Genomic DNA, 15,405 nt, shown 5'->3' on the forward strand with positions numbered 1-15,405 from the left:
GGGCGAAGCCAAAAAGTCATCCAATGAGTGGGCGCAATCCATGATGGGGCGGAGGGTCGCCGCGATCCCGGCCTACTGGCCGCTCGCCGCAGGTGCGTCGGTGCCGCCGGTCACCGGCCCCACGCCGCCCGGACTGGAGCCGCTTGGCTGCTGGGCGAGAAGCGCCACCTTGCTGAAGCCGCCGGAGACGATCGTGCCCATGACCTGCATGATCTGGCCGTAGGAGATGCTCTGGTCGCCGCGGACAAAGATGCGGCGGTCGGTCTGCCCGTTCGTTACTGCCTGGAGCCGGGACACGAGATCGCCGATATCCACCGCGTCGTTCTGGAGGAACACCTTGCCCTGGGCATTGATGGAGATCGTGATCGGCTGGGCATCGGCGTTGACGGGATTGGCGCTGGTCTTCGGCAGGTCGACGGTGACACCCGACGTCATCAGCGGCGCCGTCACCATGAAGATGATGAGCAGGACCAGCATGACGTCGACCAGCGGCGTGACGTTGATTTCCGCCAGCGGGCGGTAGCGGCCACGACCCGGCCGACCGCCGCCTATTCCACCCATCGCCATCGTCAGGCCCTCTCTTCCGTCTGGCGCGACAGGATGGCGCTGAACTCGGTGCCGAAGCCTTCCAGCCGCGCGGCGTAGCGGGCGAGGTCCGTGCCGATCGCGTTGTAGGCGAGCACCGAGGGGATCGCGGCGACGAGGCCGATCGCGGTTGCGAACAGCGCCTCGGCGATACCGGGGGCGACCACGGCAAGGTTCGTGTTGTGCATGGCGGCGATGGCCGAGAAGCTGTGCATGATGCCCCAGACCGTGCCGAAGAGGCCGATGAAGGGGGCGGTGGCGCCGATCGAGGCGAGGAAGATCATCCAGCGCTCCATCCGCTCCATCTCGCGCTGGATCGTCACGTTCATGGCGCGGTCGACACGCTCGCGGACCGCCGTCTGGCTGATGTCGGCGCCGGCTATGCGCGCGGTACGGCGCCATTCGCCCATGGCGGCGCCGAATACGGCCGCCATCGGGTGATCGGGCTTCTGGCCTTCATGGTCGTAAAGCTCATCCAGGCTGCCGCCGGACCAGAAGTGGTCCTCGAACGTATTGGCGTCGCGGTTGGCGCGGCGAATCGTCGTGACCTTCTCGAAGATGATCGCCCAGACCCAGATGCTCGCCAGCAGCAGGCAGAGGATCACCAGCTTGACGACGATATCCGACTGCAAGAACAGGCCCCAGAGCGACAGGCTGCTCCCGGGCGCCGCCAGCTGCGAGGCATTGACCGCCTGATCCAAATCTCGAACCCCTCTTATTTAGCGGGCTTGGGCGCGTTGGCGGCCCCAGCCTTAGCCATAGCCGTTAGTGCAACACGCCAAGGCGCGGGCAAACGCTCCGCGCGCCCCGTTTGCAGGCGAAGGCTCACCAGCGTCAAATCCACGACCGCGATCAACTCCTCGCCACGCCTGACCCGCTGGCTTAGCCGGACCGAGGCGCCACCGACAGATACGGTGCCTGTCTCGATCGTCAGCCAATCATCCAAACGGGCAGGGCGCTGATAGTCCAACTCCGCATGGCGCACCACGAAGATAATGCCATGGTGCAGCATCATCTCCGAATGGGGCAGGCCCATGGCACGCAACGCTTCCGTCCGCGCCCGTTCCGCGAATCGCAAGTAATTAGCATGGTAGACGAAACCGCCCGTGTCGGTGTCTTCGAAATACACGCGCAGGCCGTAGCGATGCACTCCGCCGCTGATCGACAGCGCATCGTCATCGCTCATGGTGCAGGATCCGAGGTTCCGGGAAAGAAAAGATCGGGCGCCAGCAAATCCCGCTGCTCGGGGAGGAGCGGCGGCGGTTGCAGTTCGAGGTGTTGCCATCCCGGCATGCCCAGCATCCGCCCCCGGCTCGTGCGTAGGATGAAGCCTTCCTGAATGAGGTAGGGTTCAACCACGTCCTCGAGGGTGTCCCGCGCCTCGGCCAAGGCCGCCGCGAGCGTTTCGACACCGACCGGACCACCCGCGTGATGCTCGGCGATGCGCCTGAGGTAGCGGCGATCCATGGCGTCCAGACCGCGCCCGTCGACCTCGAGTCGCGTCAGCGCGGCATCGGCGATGGTGCGGTCGACCCGCGCCTGCCCCTCGACTGCCGCAAAATCCCGCACGCGGCGCAACAGGCGGCCGGCGATACGGGGTGTGCCGCGAGACCGGCGGGCGATCTCGACGGCGCCCTCGTCCGACAGGTCGAAGCCGAGCAGCCGCGCGCCGCGGGCAACGATGACGCGGAGCTCCTCCGCACTATAAAGGACCAGCCGCAGGGGAATACCGAAGCGGTCGCGCAGCGGAGTCGCGAGCAGTCCGGCACGGGTTGTCGCGCCGACCAGGGTGAAGGGCGGCAGGTCGATCCGCAGCGAGCGCGCGGCGGGACCTTCGCCAATGACCAGATCCAGCTGGAAGTCCTCCATCGCGGGATAGAGCACCTCCTCGATGGCGGGCTGCAGACGGTGGATCTCGTCGATGAAAAGGACGTCGCGCGGCTGCAGGTTGGTGAGGATGGCGGCGAGGTCGCCGGCCTTCTGGATCACCGGTCCTGAGGTCGCGCGAAAGCCCACGCCGAGTTCGCGCGCCACGATCTGGGCGAGGGTCGTCTTGCCGAGGCCGGGCGGCCCGTGCAGCAGGACATGGTCGAGCGCCTCGCCACGGCCGCGGGCGGCCTCGATGAAGACCGCGAGGTTCCGCCGGCTACACTCCTGGCCGATGAACTCGGCCAGCACCTGCGGGCGAAGGCTGGCCTCGCCGGTATCTTCGGGCGCGCGCACGGGCGAGATGTCCCGTTCCGTGTCGATCTCTGGCGCGGCAGGCGCGGCTTTGCGCCGTGTCGGGCGGGTGGTCATCGCGCGAGTTCCCGCAGAGCCGCCGGAATGAGCGCCGCCACATCCGCCTCATCGCCCAGCTTCGCGCCCGCACGGTTGAGTGCCGCCTGCGCCTCCGGCCGCCGGTAGCCGAGGTTCATCAGCGCCGAAAGCGCATCGCCCACAGCGCCGCCGGGGAGGGAGGGCGCCGCGATGCCCTCCGCCAGCGTTACCGGCAAGGCCAGCGATCCGGCCTTTTCCTTAAGCTCCAGCGCCAGCCGGGCGGCGAGCTTGGGACCGACGCCCGACGCCCGCCCCAGAGACGCCCGATCCCCCGAAGCGATGGCGAACGACAGTTCATCGGCCGAGAGCGCCGAGAGGATGGCGAGCGCCACCCGCGGCCCGACCCCCTGCACGGTCGTCAGCAGGCGGAACCAGGCGCGTTCGGCAGCGGTCGCGAAGCCGAAAAGCGTGATCGCATCCTCGCGCACGAAGGTTTCGATGAGCAGGCGGGCCTCGGCCGGCGGCGGGGGCAGCGCGCCGAGCGTGCGTGACGACGCATGAACGACATAGCCGACGCCGCCCGTTTCAATCACGCAACGGCCATCCTCCTGCCCCTCGACGGTTCCGCGCAGGCTGCCGATCATCGCCCGTTTCCGGCGACGGCGGCGCGACCCCAGGAGACGCGCGTCGTGCGATGGTGGGCGTGGCAGATGGCGACGGCCAGCGCATCCGCGGCGTCCGCCCGCTTGAGCGTGGCGCCCGGTAGGAGGCGGCGGACCATGAGCCCGACCTGGACCTTGTCGGCGCCGCCTGTCCCGACGACGGAGAGCTTCACGGTCTTGGCGCCGTATTCGGCGACGGAGAGGCCCGCCAGCGCCGGCGCGAGCAAGGCGACGCCGCGCGCATAACCGAGCTTGAGCGTCGCTGTCGCGTTGGCGTTCACGTAGGTTTCTTCCACCGCCGCCTCCTGCGGGCCATAGGCGGCGATGAGCGCGGTCAGCGCCTCGTGCAGCGCGCGCAGACGCGAGGGCACACTCGCATCGCCATCCGTCATGACGATGCCGTCGGCGACATGACGAAGACGGTTTCCCTCCGCCTCCACCACGCCCCAGCCGGTGACGCGAAGCCCAGGATCGATGCCGAGAATGCGGATCAAGCGGTGCGGGTCATCCTAGGGTCATCAGGCGGAGAGTTTCTGAAGCAGCGACTCGGGTAGGTCGAAGTTGGCGTAGACGTTCTGCACATCGTCTGATTCGTCGAGGACGTCGAGCAGTTTCAGAACCGATGTGGCGGCGTCCTCATCCACCGGCACTGTCGTCCTGGGCCGCCAGTCGAGCTTGGCGCTTTCCGGCGCTCCGAACCTGCTCTCCAGCGCGTCCTGCATGGCGAAGAAGCTGTCGGGTGCGCCGGTGATCTCGTGCCACTCGGCGGTGCTCTCGACATCGTCGGCGCCGGCGTCGATCGCGGCCTCGAGCATGGCGTCCGCATCGGCGACGCCCGCCGGGTAGCGGATGACCGCCAACCGGTCGAACATGAAGCTCACGGCGTTGGTCTCGCCGAGCGCTCCGCCATGCTTGTTGAAGGCTGAGCGGATGTCCGACGCGGTGCGGTTCCGGTTGTCGGTCAACGCCTCGACGATGACGGCGACGCCGGACGGGCCGTAGCCCTCGTAGCGCACCTCGGCGTAGTCCTCGCCGGCCGCGGCGCCGGAGGCCTTCTTGATGGCGCGGTCGACCGTATCCTTGGGCATGTTCTCCTTCCGCGCGGCGAGCACGGCGGTGCGCAGCCGGGGGTTGGAGGCAGGGTCGGGCAGGCCCTGCCGCGCGGAGACGGTGATTTCGCGGATGAGCTTGGCAAATTGCCGGGCCCGGCGGGCGTCCTGTGCACCTTTGCGGTGCATGATGTTCTTGAACTGGCTATGGCCGGCCATGGTCGAGGCTCCGGAAGCGGGATGGACTGGGTGACGGTCTCTCCGCCAAGCCGGGCCGCCGCGTCAAGGTCGTCTTGCTAAGCGCCGCATGCCTGAAGAGGCACCGGTGTGGCGCCTTTGGCTTCAGGCATTGCCCGAACATCGGTCGCGTCGTCGTCGTGACGGCGCGGAGACGAGGCGGGCCGTTGGTCACCGCGGATCGACCGGTCCGCGGATATTCCCACATACGAACTATCTGGTGATCGGGTTACTGATACCGGCGCATCAGGGCCACGAGGCGCCCCTGCACGCGCACCCGCTCGGCCGGGAAGATGCGGCTCTCGTGCCGCTGGTTCGCGGGCTCCAAGGCCACGGAGTTGCCGCGCCGGCGGAGCCGCTTCAGCGTCACTTCTTCCTCATCGACAAGCGCGACCACGATCTGGCCGTTCTCCGCCGTCTCTGCCCGGCGGATGATGACCGTGTCGCCATCCTGAATGCCTGCGTCGATCATGGAATCACCGGCAACCTCGAGCGCGTAGTGTTCGCCCGGCCCCAGCAGCGCCACCGGAACTTCGAAGAAGCTGGTGGCGTCGCGCATCGCCTCGATTGGCAGGCCGGCAGCGATCCGCCCGTAGAGCGGCAATTGCACCGCGCCCACCTCGGCCGCAGCCCGCACCCCGGCCAGACGCGCCGAGAAATCACCCTGGATGACCGTGGGTGCGAAACCCGGAGCCCCCTCGGGCCGCTTCGGCAAATCTCGCGTCACCGCGGCAGGACCACGTTCGGGCACCACGCGGACGGCGGCGGCTTGACCGCCCACCACCGTCATCGCCGGCCCGTTGTCTCCCGGCAGGCGCAGAACCTCGAGAGCGCGCGCCTGATGGTGGCGGCGGCTCAGGAACCCACGCTCCTCCAGCGCCGAGATCAACCGGTGGATGCCGGACTTGGACCGGAGGTTCAGCGCCTCCTTCATCTCGTCGAAGCTCGGAGAATAGCCCGAGGACTTGAGATGACGGTCGATGAATATCAGCAACTCGTGCTGCTTGCGCGTCAACATGATCAACCCCTGCTTGGCACCAGCCTGCCGATTCCCGCCTCGGCGACTGGAACGAATCGCGACCACAGAGTGATCGAGATCATAACCAAATCGTGATTATGGCGAACAAATCAGCAACTCGCTCCTTCTAGGAGGTCGCTCGCAGCCGCGTCAAGCACAGGGTTGACAAGGGCTTTGCTGCCCGGCCACCGCCGGGCCGGTCAATCCTTGTCGCGGAACGGATTGACCGTGCCACGGAAGTCGAGGCGGATCGGCGTGCCCGGCAAGTCGAAAACCTCCCGCAAGGCGTTGATCAGGTAGCGGCGATAGTCCTCGGGCGTTGCCTCGGCGCGGGTGCCGAAGACAACGAAGGTAGGGGGCCGGGCGTTGGCCTGCGTCACGTAGCGAAGCTTCAGCCGCCGCCCTTGGACCGCTGGCGGCGGATGGCGGCTGATCGCATCCTCGAACCAGCGGTTGAGCGCCGAGGTCGTCACCCGCTTGTTCCAGGTGTCGTGCACGGCGCGTACCGCAGGCAGCAGCTTCTGCACGTTGGCGCCGGTCATCGCACTCAACGTCACCACGGGAATGCCCTTGAGCTGCGCCAGACTCCGCTCCAGCCGGTCGGAGACCGCCTTGCGCGCAGCATCCCGGTCCTCGACGGCATCCCACTTGTTCAGCGCCACGACCATGGCGCGCCCCTCACGCTCCACCAACCGGGCGATCTGCAGGTCCTGGTCGTGCAGGCCGTCAACCGCATCCACCACCAGGACCACCACTTCCGCAAACCGCATGGCATTGATGGTGGCGCCGGTCGAGAGTTTCTCGACCTCGTCCTGAACGCGCGCGCGGCGGCGCAGCCCGGCGGTATCGACGAGCTGGAACTCACGCCCGTCCACGTCCCTCATAGGCAGGGTGATGGCGTCCCGGGTGATGCCGGGCTCCGGCCCCGTCAGCATGCGGTTCTCGCCGAGCAGCCGGTTGACCAGGGTCGACTTCCCGGCGTTCGGCCGTCCCAGCACCACCAGACGCAGCGGCTTGGTCGCGTCATCACCCTCTGCACCGGCTGCCTCATCATCGGTGCCCTCGGGGGCTTCCGGAGCAGGCGGCAGCATCTCCGCGATGGTGCTCATCAGATGACTAAGCCCCTCGCCATGCTCGGCGGAGACCGACAGTGGTTCGCCAAGCCCCAGCGAATAGGCGTCGAGCGCGTTGTTATAGCCCGCGCGCCCCTCGGTCTTGTTGGCGACAAGCAGCACGGGCCGTCCCAGCCGGCGCAGCCATGCGCCGAAATGTGCATCGGGGGGCAGAATGCCGGCGCGGGCGTCGACCACGAAGACGATGAGGTCGGCCTGCTCCAGGCTGGAGGCGGCGCCGGCGCGCATGCGGCCGGAGAGGCTCTCGGGGGGTGCCTCCTCAAGCCCCGCCGTATCCGCGATCCGGACAAGCCGGCCGCCGAGCACTGCGGTTGCTTCCTGACGGTCGCGCGTCAGGCCGGGCTGATCGGCGACCAGCGCCTGCCGCCGCCCGACCAGACGGTTGAACAAACTACTTTTGCCGACATTCGGGCGGCCGGCGATCACGATCAGCGGGGTTTCCATGCGATGCCCGCAATACCGCCTAATTGCGCTTACAGGTAAGGGTAAAGCGGAATGCGTGGCCAGCGCTCCGGAATCGAATGCAGGCCCGCGCGTGATAGTATCGAATAAGGAATGATCATGAGTAGCAGTACCAGGGTGGACACCAGACCCGCCTTAGCGCCAGAGGGTGTGGTCTTCGCGGTTCTGCTCGCGATCAGTTTCTCCCATTTTCTAAACGACACGATGCAGTCCCTGTTGCCGGCGATATACCCGACGCTGAAGACGAAATTCAGCCTGAACTTCGGCCAGATCGGGCTGCTCACCTTTGTTTTCCAGGTGACGGCATCGTTGCTCCAGCCAATCGTCGGCATGGTCACGGACAAAAGGCCGCAGCCCTACTCGCTCGCGGTGGGCATGGGGTTCACAATGCTCGGGTTGATCATGCTGTCCCGCGCCCCGAGTTTTCCAATGCTGCTGGCCGCAGCGGCCATGATCGGTATTGGCTCCTCGATCTTCCACCCGGAATCTTCACGCGTCGCGCGGCTTTCCTCGGGCGGCCGCCATGGCCTCGCGCAATCGGTGTTTCAGGTGGGAGGCAACTTCGGCACAGCGATCGGCCCTGTCTTGGCCGCCTTCATCGTCGTCCCGAACGGGCAGGGCAGCATCGTCTGGTTCTCGGGTATCGCGCTCGTCGGCATGGTCGTGCTGAGCCTTGTCGGCCGCTGGTACCAGAACCGGATGGCGGCTCACCGCAGGCGCCCGCGCGTGGCCATGCATCCGCACGAGGCCCTGCCGCCGGGTAAGGTCGCCGTGACGATGGCGATCCTCATCGCACTCGTCTTTTCGAAGTTCTTCTATCTGGCCAGCATCTCAAGCTACTACACGTTCTACCTGATCCACCGTTTTGGCCTCTCAATCCAGCATGCTCAGCTCATGCTGTTCGTCTTTCTGGGAGCCGCCGCGCTGGGCACGGTCGTGGGCGGACCGATCGGGGACCGGCTCGGTCGCAAAGTCGTGATCTGGGTTTCGATCCTGGGTGTTCTTCCCTTCACGCTGGCGCTTCCGTTCGTCGGTTTGGGCGGAACGCTGGTTCTTTCGTTCATCATCGGGTTCGTACTCTCCTCGGCAATGCCGGCGATGATCGTCTACGCGCAGGAGTTGGTGCCTGGACGGGTCGGCCTCATTTCGGGACTCTTCTTTGGGCTGGCATTTGGAATGGGTGGCCTCGGAGCTGCCGCAATCGGCGTCGTTGCGGATCATTACGGTATTGTGGTGACGTATCGTCTGTGCTCAATCTTGCCTGCGATTGGACTTTTGGCGATGTTTCTGCCTCATATTCATGTATCGCACTCTGGCATGGACTCGGTTGACCGTGGAAAAGTCGCAGGGGCGGACGGTAAACTCTAAGCCGACACCCTCGACCGGACAGGGTTGAATGCACATATTCCAACAAAGGGATGACCTGTGGGCAGATCCGTCCCATCAGCAAAAAGGAATCGGTAGTTATGGCGCGTGTGACATTGGCTAAAACAAGTTCGGCGGGACGCCCGTCGACCGGGCGCGGCGCCACCGTGAAGACGAGCGCCTCAAGGCAGCGCAGCGCGGCAAAGCCGCCCGCCGTGGTCACGGGCTCGGCCAGCAAGGAAGAGTTGCGGGCTCGGGTCGAGAAGCTCGAGCGTGCAAACGCCACATTGCGCGTCAAGAACAAAGAACTCCGGATCGTTGCCGTCGAGGCGGCGGAGCAGGTGGATGTCCTGACGATGCAGCTGGCGAGCAGCGAGCGACGGGCAGGCCGGAATGCGCGGCACGAGTCCCCCGCCGAGGCGGTCGAAACGCGGGAAATCATTCGCCGCGGCAAGCGGAAGGCTCGTGAGTTCGCGGCGGAAGGCAACGGCCACGATGTCGATGAGTCGGGCGCAGACGCTCAGACGAACTGGGGTTCCGCCGATCACGCGGACGCGTGACGCCGATCAACGTGATGGCTCACGGAAAATTGTAACCGATGTCGGCGACGTGTGGCGGTTAACGCGCTTCGGATGTATCACCCGGCGATGACGGTCGCCGGGCGTCTGGAACGGCCTCGGTCGCGAGGTTAACCAGCACGATCCGTTTGCCCTGAGCGGCGATAGCGATGCGTCCCTCGCGAAGCGCCATCGCGGCTTCCCCGAACATCCGCCATCGCCAGCCTTGCGCAGCCGGCACATCCGGCCTTTCATCAGTGGCTAGTCTGTCGAGATCGTCGCTCGATGCCAGCATACGCGGAGCCACCCCATGCTCCTCGCTCTTTGCTGCCAGCAGAACGCGAAGCAGCGCCACCAAAGCCGGCGAGGCGCGCGGGGTATCGCGATCGGCACGAGGGGCGGTGTCAGGCAGGCCTGACTCCGGAAGTGCCTTGGCCTCCGCAATGGCCGCGAGCAATGACTGGCCGCTCTTCCCTTCCGCGAAGCCGCGCGTGACCCCGCGCGCGCGGGTCAGTTCATCCGCGGTGTCCGGAGCGAGCGCTGCGATTTCGGGGATCGCCTCGTCCTTCAACAGCCGGCCACGCGGGATGTTAACCCGCTGGGCCTCCCGCTCGCGCCAGGCGGCAATCGCGCGCAGCAACCCTGCCTGCCGCCGGCTGTTCGGGCGCAGCTTCAGCCGCAGCCACATCGCCTCCGGATCGGCACGGTAGAGCGTGGGGTCGGTGAGCGCCGCCATCTCCTCCTGCACCCAATCCGTGCGGCCCTCGCGCGCCAGGCGGTCGAGCAACTTTTCATAGACGACGCGCAGATGCGTCACATCGGCGGCGGCATAGGCGAGCTGCGAGGCGGAAAGCGGGCGCGCCGACCAGTCGCTGAAGCGGTGAGACTTGTCGATCTGCGTGCCGGTGAGGGCGGAGACGAGGGCGTCGTAGCCGACCTGGTCGCCGAACCCTCCCACCATGGCGGCGATCTGGGTGTCGAAGATCGGCGAGGGTGTCGCGCCGAACATGAGCAGGAAGATCTCCACATCCTGGCGGGCGGCATGAAAAACCTTGACCACTCTCTCGTTGGCCAGAAGCGCGCCGAGCGGGGCGAGATCGATCCCTTCGGCCTGGGCGTCGATCACGGCGACATCGTCGGCGCCCCCGAGCTGAACCACGCAGAGCTCCGGCCAATAGGTTCGTTCGCGGATGAATTCCGTGTCGATGGTGACGAAGGGCTCGGCCGCGAGGCGTGCGCAGAGGGCGGCGAGCGATGCGGTATCGGTGATGAAGACGGGGTGCGGGAACTCGGCCCGGGGCTGACGCGGCATTCCAGTCTTCTATAGGCCCGTTCTTTTATAGGCCAGAGCCGGGCCCCGATGCCGAACCGCCAGGCCGGTTCCGCATCGGGCGCTACTGCACGGGCAGCGTGATCTCCGCCTCCATGAAGGTGAGCGCCCGGCCGGTGACCTGCACCCGGTCGTCCGCCAGCCTGCAATCGAGCCTCCCGCCGCGCCGCGAGGCCTGAAAAGCGGCGAGCGCGTTCCGGCCGAGGCGATCCGCCCAATAGGGCACGAGGCTCGAATGGATGGAACCGGTGACGGGGTCCTCGGGAATGCCGACCCCGGGCGCGAAGTACCGTGAGACGAAGTCGAACGGCCCGGCGGCATCGCCCGGCGCGGTGATGCAGAGGGACAGTCCGGTGAGCGCGAGGATGCCGACCATATCCGGATTATACCCTCGGACCTCGGCCTCGCTCTCAAGCACCACGAAGAGGTTGTCCATCGCCTGCAGCACGGTCCGCCAGCCGGAGGGGAACAAGCCCGCGAGTGCCTGCGGCGGCGTGATCTCCCGCGGCGGCAGGCTGGGGAGGTCGAGCGTGTAGGCGCGGTCGCCCTCGGGCCTGACCCGGAGCATTCCGACCTCCCGCGTCGCGAAGGTGATCTCGCCGCCGATGCCATAGGCCGTGGCGAGCACATGGGCGGTGGCGAGGGTCGCATGACCGCAGAAGGCAACCTCCTGCGTCGGGGTGAACCAGCGCAGCTCGAAGATACCGCTCTCGTCGTCGCGCCGGCAGGCGAAGGCGGTTTCGGCGAGGTTGTTCTCGGCCGCGATCGCCTGGCACATCGCGTCATCCAGCCATTCGTCGAGGATGAGCACAGCGGCCGGGTTGCCGGTGAACAGCCGCTCGGCGAAGGCGTCGATCTGGAACATCGAGAGGGTGCGCATGGGCGACGTTTTAGCGGAAGCGCCGCCGCCAGCGCCAGCCGCTTGCCCCAACCCTCACGCTGGCGGAGGATGCTCACCCACAACAGAGCGATCCGATTTGACCCAGCCGCCACCTGCCGACCCGATCCGCGCCGTTTCGCTCACCGGGCGTCACGTCCGTCTCGAACCGCTCTCGTCCGAGCATCATGACGGGCTTGTCGCCGCCGCCGAGGATGGGGCGCTCTGGCGTCTTTGGTACACCTCGGTGCCGGACCCGGACGCCATGGCCACGGAGATCGCGCGCCGTCTCGGGCTGCAGGAGGCGGGGTCCATGGCGCCCTTCACGGTCTTCTCCGAGCCGGAGGGCGTGATTGCGGGCATGACGACCTACATGAATGTTGACGCCGTCAACCGGCGCGTGGAGATCGGCTCCACCTGGTACGCGCGCTCCGTGCAGCGGAGCGGGCTCAATACGGAGGCCAAGCTCCTTTTGCTCGGCCATGCCTTCGAGACGCTCGACTGCATCGCCGTCGAGTTCCGGACCCACTTCCTGAACCAGCAGAGCCGTCGCGCGATCGAGCGGCTTGGCGCGAAGCTCGATGGCATCCTGCGGTGCCACACGCGGGCCAAGGACGGCAGCCTGCGGGACACCTGTGTCTACAGCATCACCGCGGCCGAGTGGCCGGCGATCCAAACTCACCTGCGATGGCTGCTGGAAAGGCCGCGCTGATCGACCACCGGGGCCTACCGCAAGACGCACGGCATCTTGCAAAGGTTTCGCCCGGCGCCACGTCCGTTTCGTGTTAAATGCCCACAAGGCGTAAGACAAGGAGATGGAAAAGATGACGACGCTCAACCGGTTTTGGGGCGTTCTGCCCGCTCTGACAATTATCGGGGGGCTGACTACGGCTTCCGTTGCTATGGCGCAGTCCGCTTCGTCGGCGAGCGAGAGCATGGGTGCGACGACCGGCCTCGGCACGCACCACCGTTTCCCGACTGTCGCGGCCGCGCAGGCGCATTGCCCCGGCGACACGATCGTCTGGTCGAACGGCAAGGGGCTCACCTACCACATGGTGTCCGGCTCCTCCGGGATGGCAAGCCACGGCTTCTATGCGTGCAAGATGGAAGCCGACAGCGCCGGGTTCCATCCGGCCGGCTGAACAGGCGCAGGCAACTCAGGCCGGGGTCAAGCGCCGCGGCCTGAGTGACGGGTCAAGCCTCTTCGGCCGCCATCTCCGCCTCGACGATTGCGAGCGTCGCCGCGTAGGTCTGGTCGGCCGCCACCGGGCGCGGCGGAACATGCACCGCTCGCCGCTTCGTCCGCGCCACGCCGTAGGTCGGCTCGAGCACGAGTTCGAACAGCAGCAGAGACCGGCCGGTCACTGAGTAAGGATGCTCGAACGGGAAATTGGGTTCGCCGGCGGTGTCCTCGTCCGACAGGTTGGTGTCGATCAGCAGCCGCCACTCGCGGCCGCCAACCACCTCGGGCAAGGTGAACGCCACCACATCGTGGTAGGCATTGAGAATCATCAGCAGCGTGGCGTCGTTGCCGCGTTGCACGATGCCGGTCGCCTGTGCGCGGCCGTCGAGCAGCACGCCCATGCAACGTGCATGTCCCTCTGCCCATTGCTCGTCCGCCATTTCTGTCGCGTCCGGGGCGAGCCAGGTGACATCCTTCAGGCCGAGCGTTTCGTCCCATTCGCCGTTGAGGAAACGTCCGCGGGTGAGCAGGGGGAAACGCCGACGCAGCGCCGAAATACGCGCGGTGAAGCGGGTGAGCGCCTCGCCGCGCGCGCCCATGTTCCAGTCGACCCAGCTGATCTCGTTGTCCTGGCAATAAGCGTTGTTGTTGCCCTGCTGCGTGCGGCCGAGTTCGTCACCGGCCATGAGCATCGGCGTCCCCTTGGAGAGCAGCAGCGTCGCCAGCATGTTGCGGATCTGCCGCTCCCGGATCGCGTTGATCTCCGGATCGTCGGTCGGCCCCTCGGCGCCGCAGTTCCAGCTCAGGTTATGCGAGTGCCCGTCGCGATTGTTCTCGCCGTTGGCCTCGTTGTGCTTCTCGTTGTAGCTCACGAGATCGGCCAGCGTGAAACCGTCATGGGCGGTGATGAAGTTGACCGAGGCCCAGGGCTTGCGGCCCCTGCGCCCGAACACATCCGCCGAGCCGGTGAGGCGGGAGGCGAGGGCCGGCATCTGCGCATCGTCGCCCTTCCAGAAGGCGCGCACGGTATCGCGGAACTTGTCGTTCCACTCGGCCCATCCCGGCGGGAAGCCGCCGACCTGGTAGCCGCCGGGGCCGCAATCCCACGGCTCGGCGATGAGCTTGACGGCGTCGAGCACCGGGTCCTGCTCGACGGCCTTGAGGAAGCCGCTCTGTTCGTCGAAGCCGTGCGGCTCGCGCGCGAGGATTGTGCCGAGGTCGAAGCGGAAGCCGTCCACATGCATCTCGGTCACCCAGTAGCGCAGACTGTCGTTGACGAGGCGGATGACGCGGGCATGGCTGAGGTTCAGCGTGTTCCCGGTGCCGGTGTCGTTGATGTAGTAGCGCTTCTGGTCGGGCAGCAGGCGGTAATAGCTGGCGTTGTCGATGCCCTTGAAGGACAGGGTCGGGCCGAGATGATTGCCCTCGGCCGTATGGTTGTAGACGACGTCGAGAATGATCTCGAGCCCGGAATCATGCAGGCGCGCGACCATCTCCTTGAACTCGGAATAGGCGGTCTCCGGCGTCTGCGCGTAGCGGCGCGCTGGGGCGAAGAAGCAGAGCGTGTTGTAGCCCCAGTAGTTGGTGAGGCCCTGTTCCACGAGATAACTGTCGTCGACGAACCGGTGGATCGGCAGGATCTCGATGGTGGTGACGCCGAGGCGCTTGAAGTGCCGGATCATCGGCGGCGAGGCGAGGCCGCGAAAGGTGCCGCGGGATTCCGGTGCGACCTCGGGGTGGAGTTTGGTCAGGCCGCGAACATGCGCCTCATAGAGGACAGTGCGTTCCCAGGGGATCGCGGGCGGCTGGTCCCGGCCCCAGGTGAAGGCAGGGTCGATCACCCGGCAGCGCGGCATGAAGGGGGCGCTGTCTCGCGTGTCGTAGGAGAGATCGGCATCCGGATGCCCGATGGTGTAGCCGAACAAAGCCGGATCCCAGGTCAGTTCACCGACGACCGCCTTGCCATACGGATCGAGCACCAGCTTGTGCGGGTTGAAGCGGTGCCCGGCCTCGGGCTCGTATGGCCCGTGGACGCGGTATGCGTAGAAGGTGCCGGGCCTGAGGTCGGGGATGAAGCCGTGAAACACCTCGTTGGTGTATTCGGGCAGAGGGATGCGTTCCAGCTCCTGCTCGCCCTGGGCGTCGAACAGGCAAAGCTCGACCTTGGTCGCGTTGGCGGAGAACAGGGCGAAGTTGACGCCGAGGCCGGTCCAGGTGGCGCCGAGCGGGTAGGGCAAGCCCTCACGGACGCTGCTGCCGAAGAGTGCCATGAGAGGCTCCGATACAAGTATGTGTGATCAGAGGTGGGGCTGTCCGGGCCGTCCGCAACGGAAGCGGTGTGCCTCAGCCGGCGCGCATCAGGCGGATTGCCTGGGCGTCCGCCCGGGTGGCCGCACCGATATGGTAGCGATGGACCTTCCCGAGCCCGTCCTTGAAGCCGACGAACTCCCAAGGCGTGTCGGTCAGGTGATCCGCCTGAACACCCGACACGAGGAAGTAGGAATCTGCCCCTCCGTCCCAGGCCTGAACGAGTTCGACCCAGCGGCAGGGCAAGGTGAGCTTTTCCCGATGGCCTTCGTGCTCGTGAGCCGTCAGCGTGATCTCGCGGGCGGCCCAGCCGGAGTCATTGTCCATCCAACATCCTCGGTCATCGGCCCGAGGATAGTCTGAGGCCGCGCGGTGGAACAG

At 66.5% G+C, this 15,405-nt stretch carries 16 protein-coding genes and 1 pseudogene; 4 read left to right on the top strand and 13 right to left on the bottom strand.

Annotated elements, in window-relative coordinates:
* Positions 1-72 precede the first annotated feature (72 nt).
* From tolR to der, 9 genes are all read right to left on the bottom strand, one after another.
* The gene (gene tolR, locus ACOEQ1_RS02465; protein ID WP_419757643.1) at positions 73-567 is read right to left on the bottom strand and encodes a protein TolR; all 495 of its coding nucleotides are present in this window, start codon (positions 565-567) and stop codon (positions 73-75) included.
* 2 nt (positions 568-569) lie between these two features.
* Positions 570-1,286, bottom strand: coding sequence for a protein TolQ (gene tolQ, locus ACOEQ1_RS02470; RefSeq protein ID WP_419757644.1), 717 nt, complete (start codon positions 1,284-1,286; stop codon positions 570-572).
* Positions 1,287-1,300: 14 nt separating this feature from the next.
* On the bottom strand, positions 1,301-1,771 hold the full coding sequence (gene ybgC / locus ACOEQ1_RS02475) for a tol-pal system-associated acyl-CoA thioesterase (RefSeq protein ID WP_419757645.1): 471 nt from the start codon (positions 1,769-1,771) through the stop codon (positions 1,301-1,303).
* The gene (ruvB, locus tag ACOEQ1_RS02480; RefSeq protein ID WP_419757646.1) at positions 1,768-2,883 is read right to left on the bottom strand and encodes a Holliday junction branch migration DNA helicase RuvB; all 1,116 of its coding nucleotides are present in this window, start codon (positions 2,881-2,883) and stop codon (positions 1,768-1,770) included. Before ruvB ends, ybgC begins: the two co-directional genes overlap by 4 nt.
* Positions 2,880-3,488, bottom strand: coding sequence for a Holliday junction branch migration protein RuvA (gene ruvA / locus ACOEQ1_RS02485; protein WP_419757647.1), 609 nt, complete (start codon positions 3,486-3,488; stop codon positions 2,880-2,882). Before ruvA ends, ruvB begins: the two co-directional genes overlap by 4 nt.
* On the bottom strand, positions 3,485-4,000 hold the full coding sequence (gene ruvC / locus ACOEQ1_RS02490) for a crossover junction endodeoxyribonuclease RuvC (RefSeq protein ID WP_419757648.1): 516 nt from the start codon (positions 3,998-4,000) through the stop codon (positions 3,485-3,487). Before ruvC ends, ruvA begins: the two co-directional genes overlap by 4 nt.
* A gap of 24 nt (positions 4,001-4,024) precedes the next feature.
* The gene (locus ACOEQ1_RS02495; protein WP_419757649.1) at positions 4,025-4,774 is read right to left on the bottom strand and encodes a YebC/PmpR family DNA-binding transcriptional regulator; all 750 of its coding nucleotides are present in this window, start codon (positions 4,772-4,774) and stop codon (positions 4,025-4,027) included.
* Positions 4,775-5,021: 247 nt separating this feature from the next.
* Positions 5,022-5,810, bottom strand: a complete 789-nt coding sequence (gene lexA / locus ACOEQ1_RS02500; RefSeq protein ID WP_419757650.1) for a transcriptional repressor LexA — start codon at positions 5,808-5,810, stop codon at positions 5,022-5,024.
* Positions 5,811-6,010: 200 nt separating this feature from the next.
* Positions 6,011-7,387 carry a ribosome biogenesis GTPase Der gene (der, locus tag ACOEQ1_RS02505; protein ID WP_419757651.1) on the bottom strand — a complete coding sequence of 459 codons (1,377 nt, stop codon included), beginning with the start codon at positions 7,385-7,387 and terminating at the stop codon, positions 6,011-6,013.
* A 117-nt stretch (positions 7,388-7,504) separates the two neighbouring features.
* On the opposite strand from der, the gene ACOEQ1_RS02510 reads away from it, so the two are divergent.
* Both ACOEQ1_RS02510 and ACOEQ1_RS02515 read left to right on the top strand, forming a co-directional pair.
* The gene (locus ACOEQ1_RS02510; protein WP_419757652.1) at positions 7,505-8,773 is read left to right on the top strand and encodes an MFS transporter; all 1,269 of its coding nucleotides are present in this window, start codon (positions 7,505-7,507) and stop codon (positions 8,771-8,773) included.
* 98 nt (positions 8,774-8,871) lie between these two features.
* A complete protein-coding gene (locus ACOEQ1_RS02515) occupies positions 8,872-9,330 on the top strand; it encodes a hypothetical protein (RefSeq protein WP_419757653.1) in 459 nt (152 codons plus the stop codon).
* A gap of 139 nt (positions 9,331-9,469) precedes the next feature.
* Here ACOEQ1_RS02515 and rnd read toward each other — a convergent pair.
* Both rnd and ACOEQ1_RS02525 read right to left on the bottom strand, forming a co-directional pair.
* A pseudogene (gene rnd, locus ACOEQ1_RS02520) lies at positions 9,470-10,639 on the bottom strand (ribonuclease D); the annotation flags it as partial.
* An 82-nt stretch (positions 10,640-10,721) separates the two neighbouring features.
* Complete coding sequence (locus ACOEQ1_RS02525; protein WP_419757654.1) at positions 10,722-11,537, bottom strand: PhzF family phenazine biosynthesis protein; 816 nt, start codon at positions 11,535-11,537, stop codon at positions 10,722-10,724.
* Between the two features lie 97 nt (positions 11,538-11,634).
* On the opposite strand from ACOEQ1_RS02525, the gene ACOEQ1_RS02530 reads away from it, so the two are divergent.
* Both ACOEQ1_RS02530 and ACOEQ1_RS02535 read left to right on the top strand, forming a co-directional pair.
* Positions 11,635-12,246: a GNAT family N-acetyltransferase gene (locus ACOEQ1_RS02530; RefSeq protein WP_419757655.1), complete on the top strand. Its 612-nt coding sequence runs from the start codon at positions 11,635-11,637 to the stop codon at positions 12,244-12,246.
* A 112-nt stretch (positions 12,247-12,358) separates the two neighbouring features.
* A complete protein-coding gene (locus ACOEQ1_RS02535) occupies positions 12,359-12,676 on the top strand; it encodes a hypothetical protein (protein ID WP_419757656.1) in 318 nt (105 codons plus the stop codon).
* Positions 12,677-12,728: 52 nt separating this feature from the next.
* On the opposite strand, the gene glgX is transcribed toward ACOEQ1_RS02535, so the two are convergent.
* On the bottom strand, positions 12,729-14,987 hold the full coding sequence (gene glgX, locus ACOEQ1_RS02540) for a glycogen debranching protein GlgX (RefSeq protein WP_419757657.1): 2,259 nt from the start codon (positions 14,985-14,987) through the stop codon (positions 12,729-12,731).
* A gap of 73 nt (positions 14,988-15,060) precedes the next feature.
* Complete coding sequence (locus tag ACOEQ1_RS02545) at positions 15,061-15,351, bottom strand: hypothetical protein (protein WP_419757658.1); 291 nt, start codon at positions 15,349-15,351, stop codon at positions 15,061-15,063.
* Positions 15,352-15,405 lie beyond the last annotated feature (54 nt).

This window comes from Acidisoma sp., assembly GCF_965199065.1.
Taxonomy (GTDB): domain Bacteria; phylum Pseudomonadota; class Alphaproteobacteria; order Acetobacterales; family Acetobacteraceae; genus Acidisoma.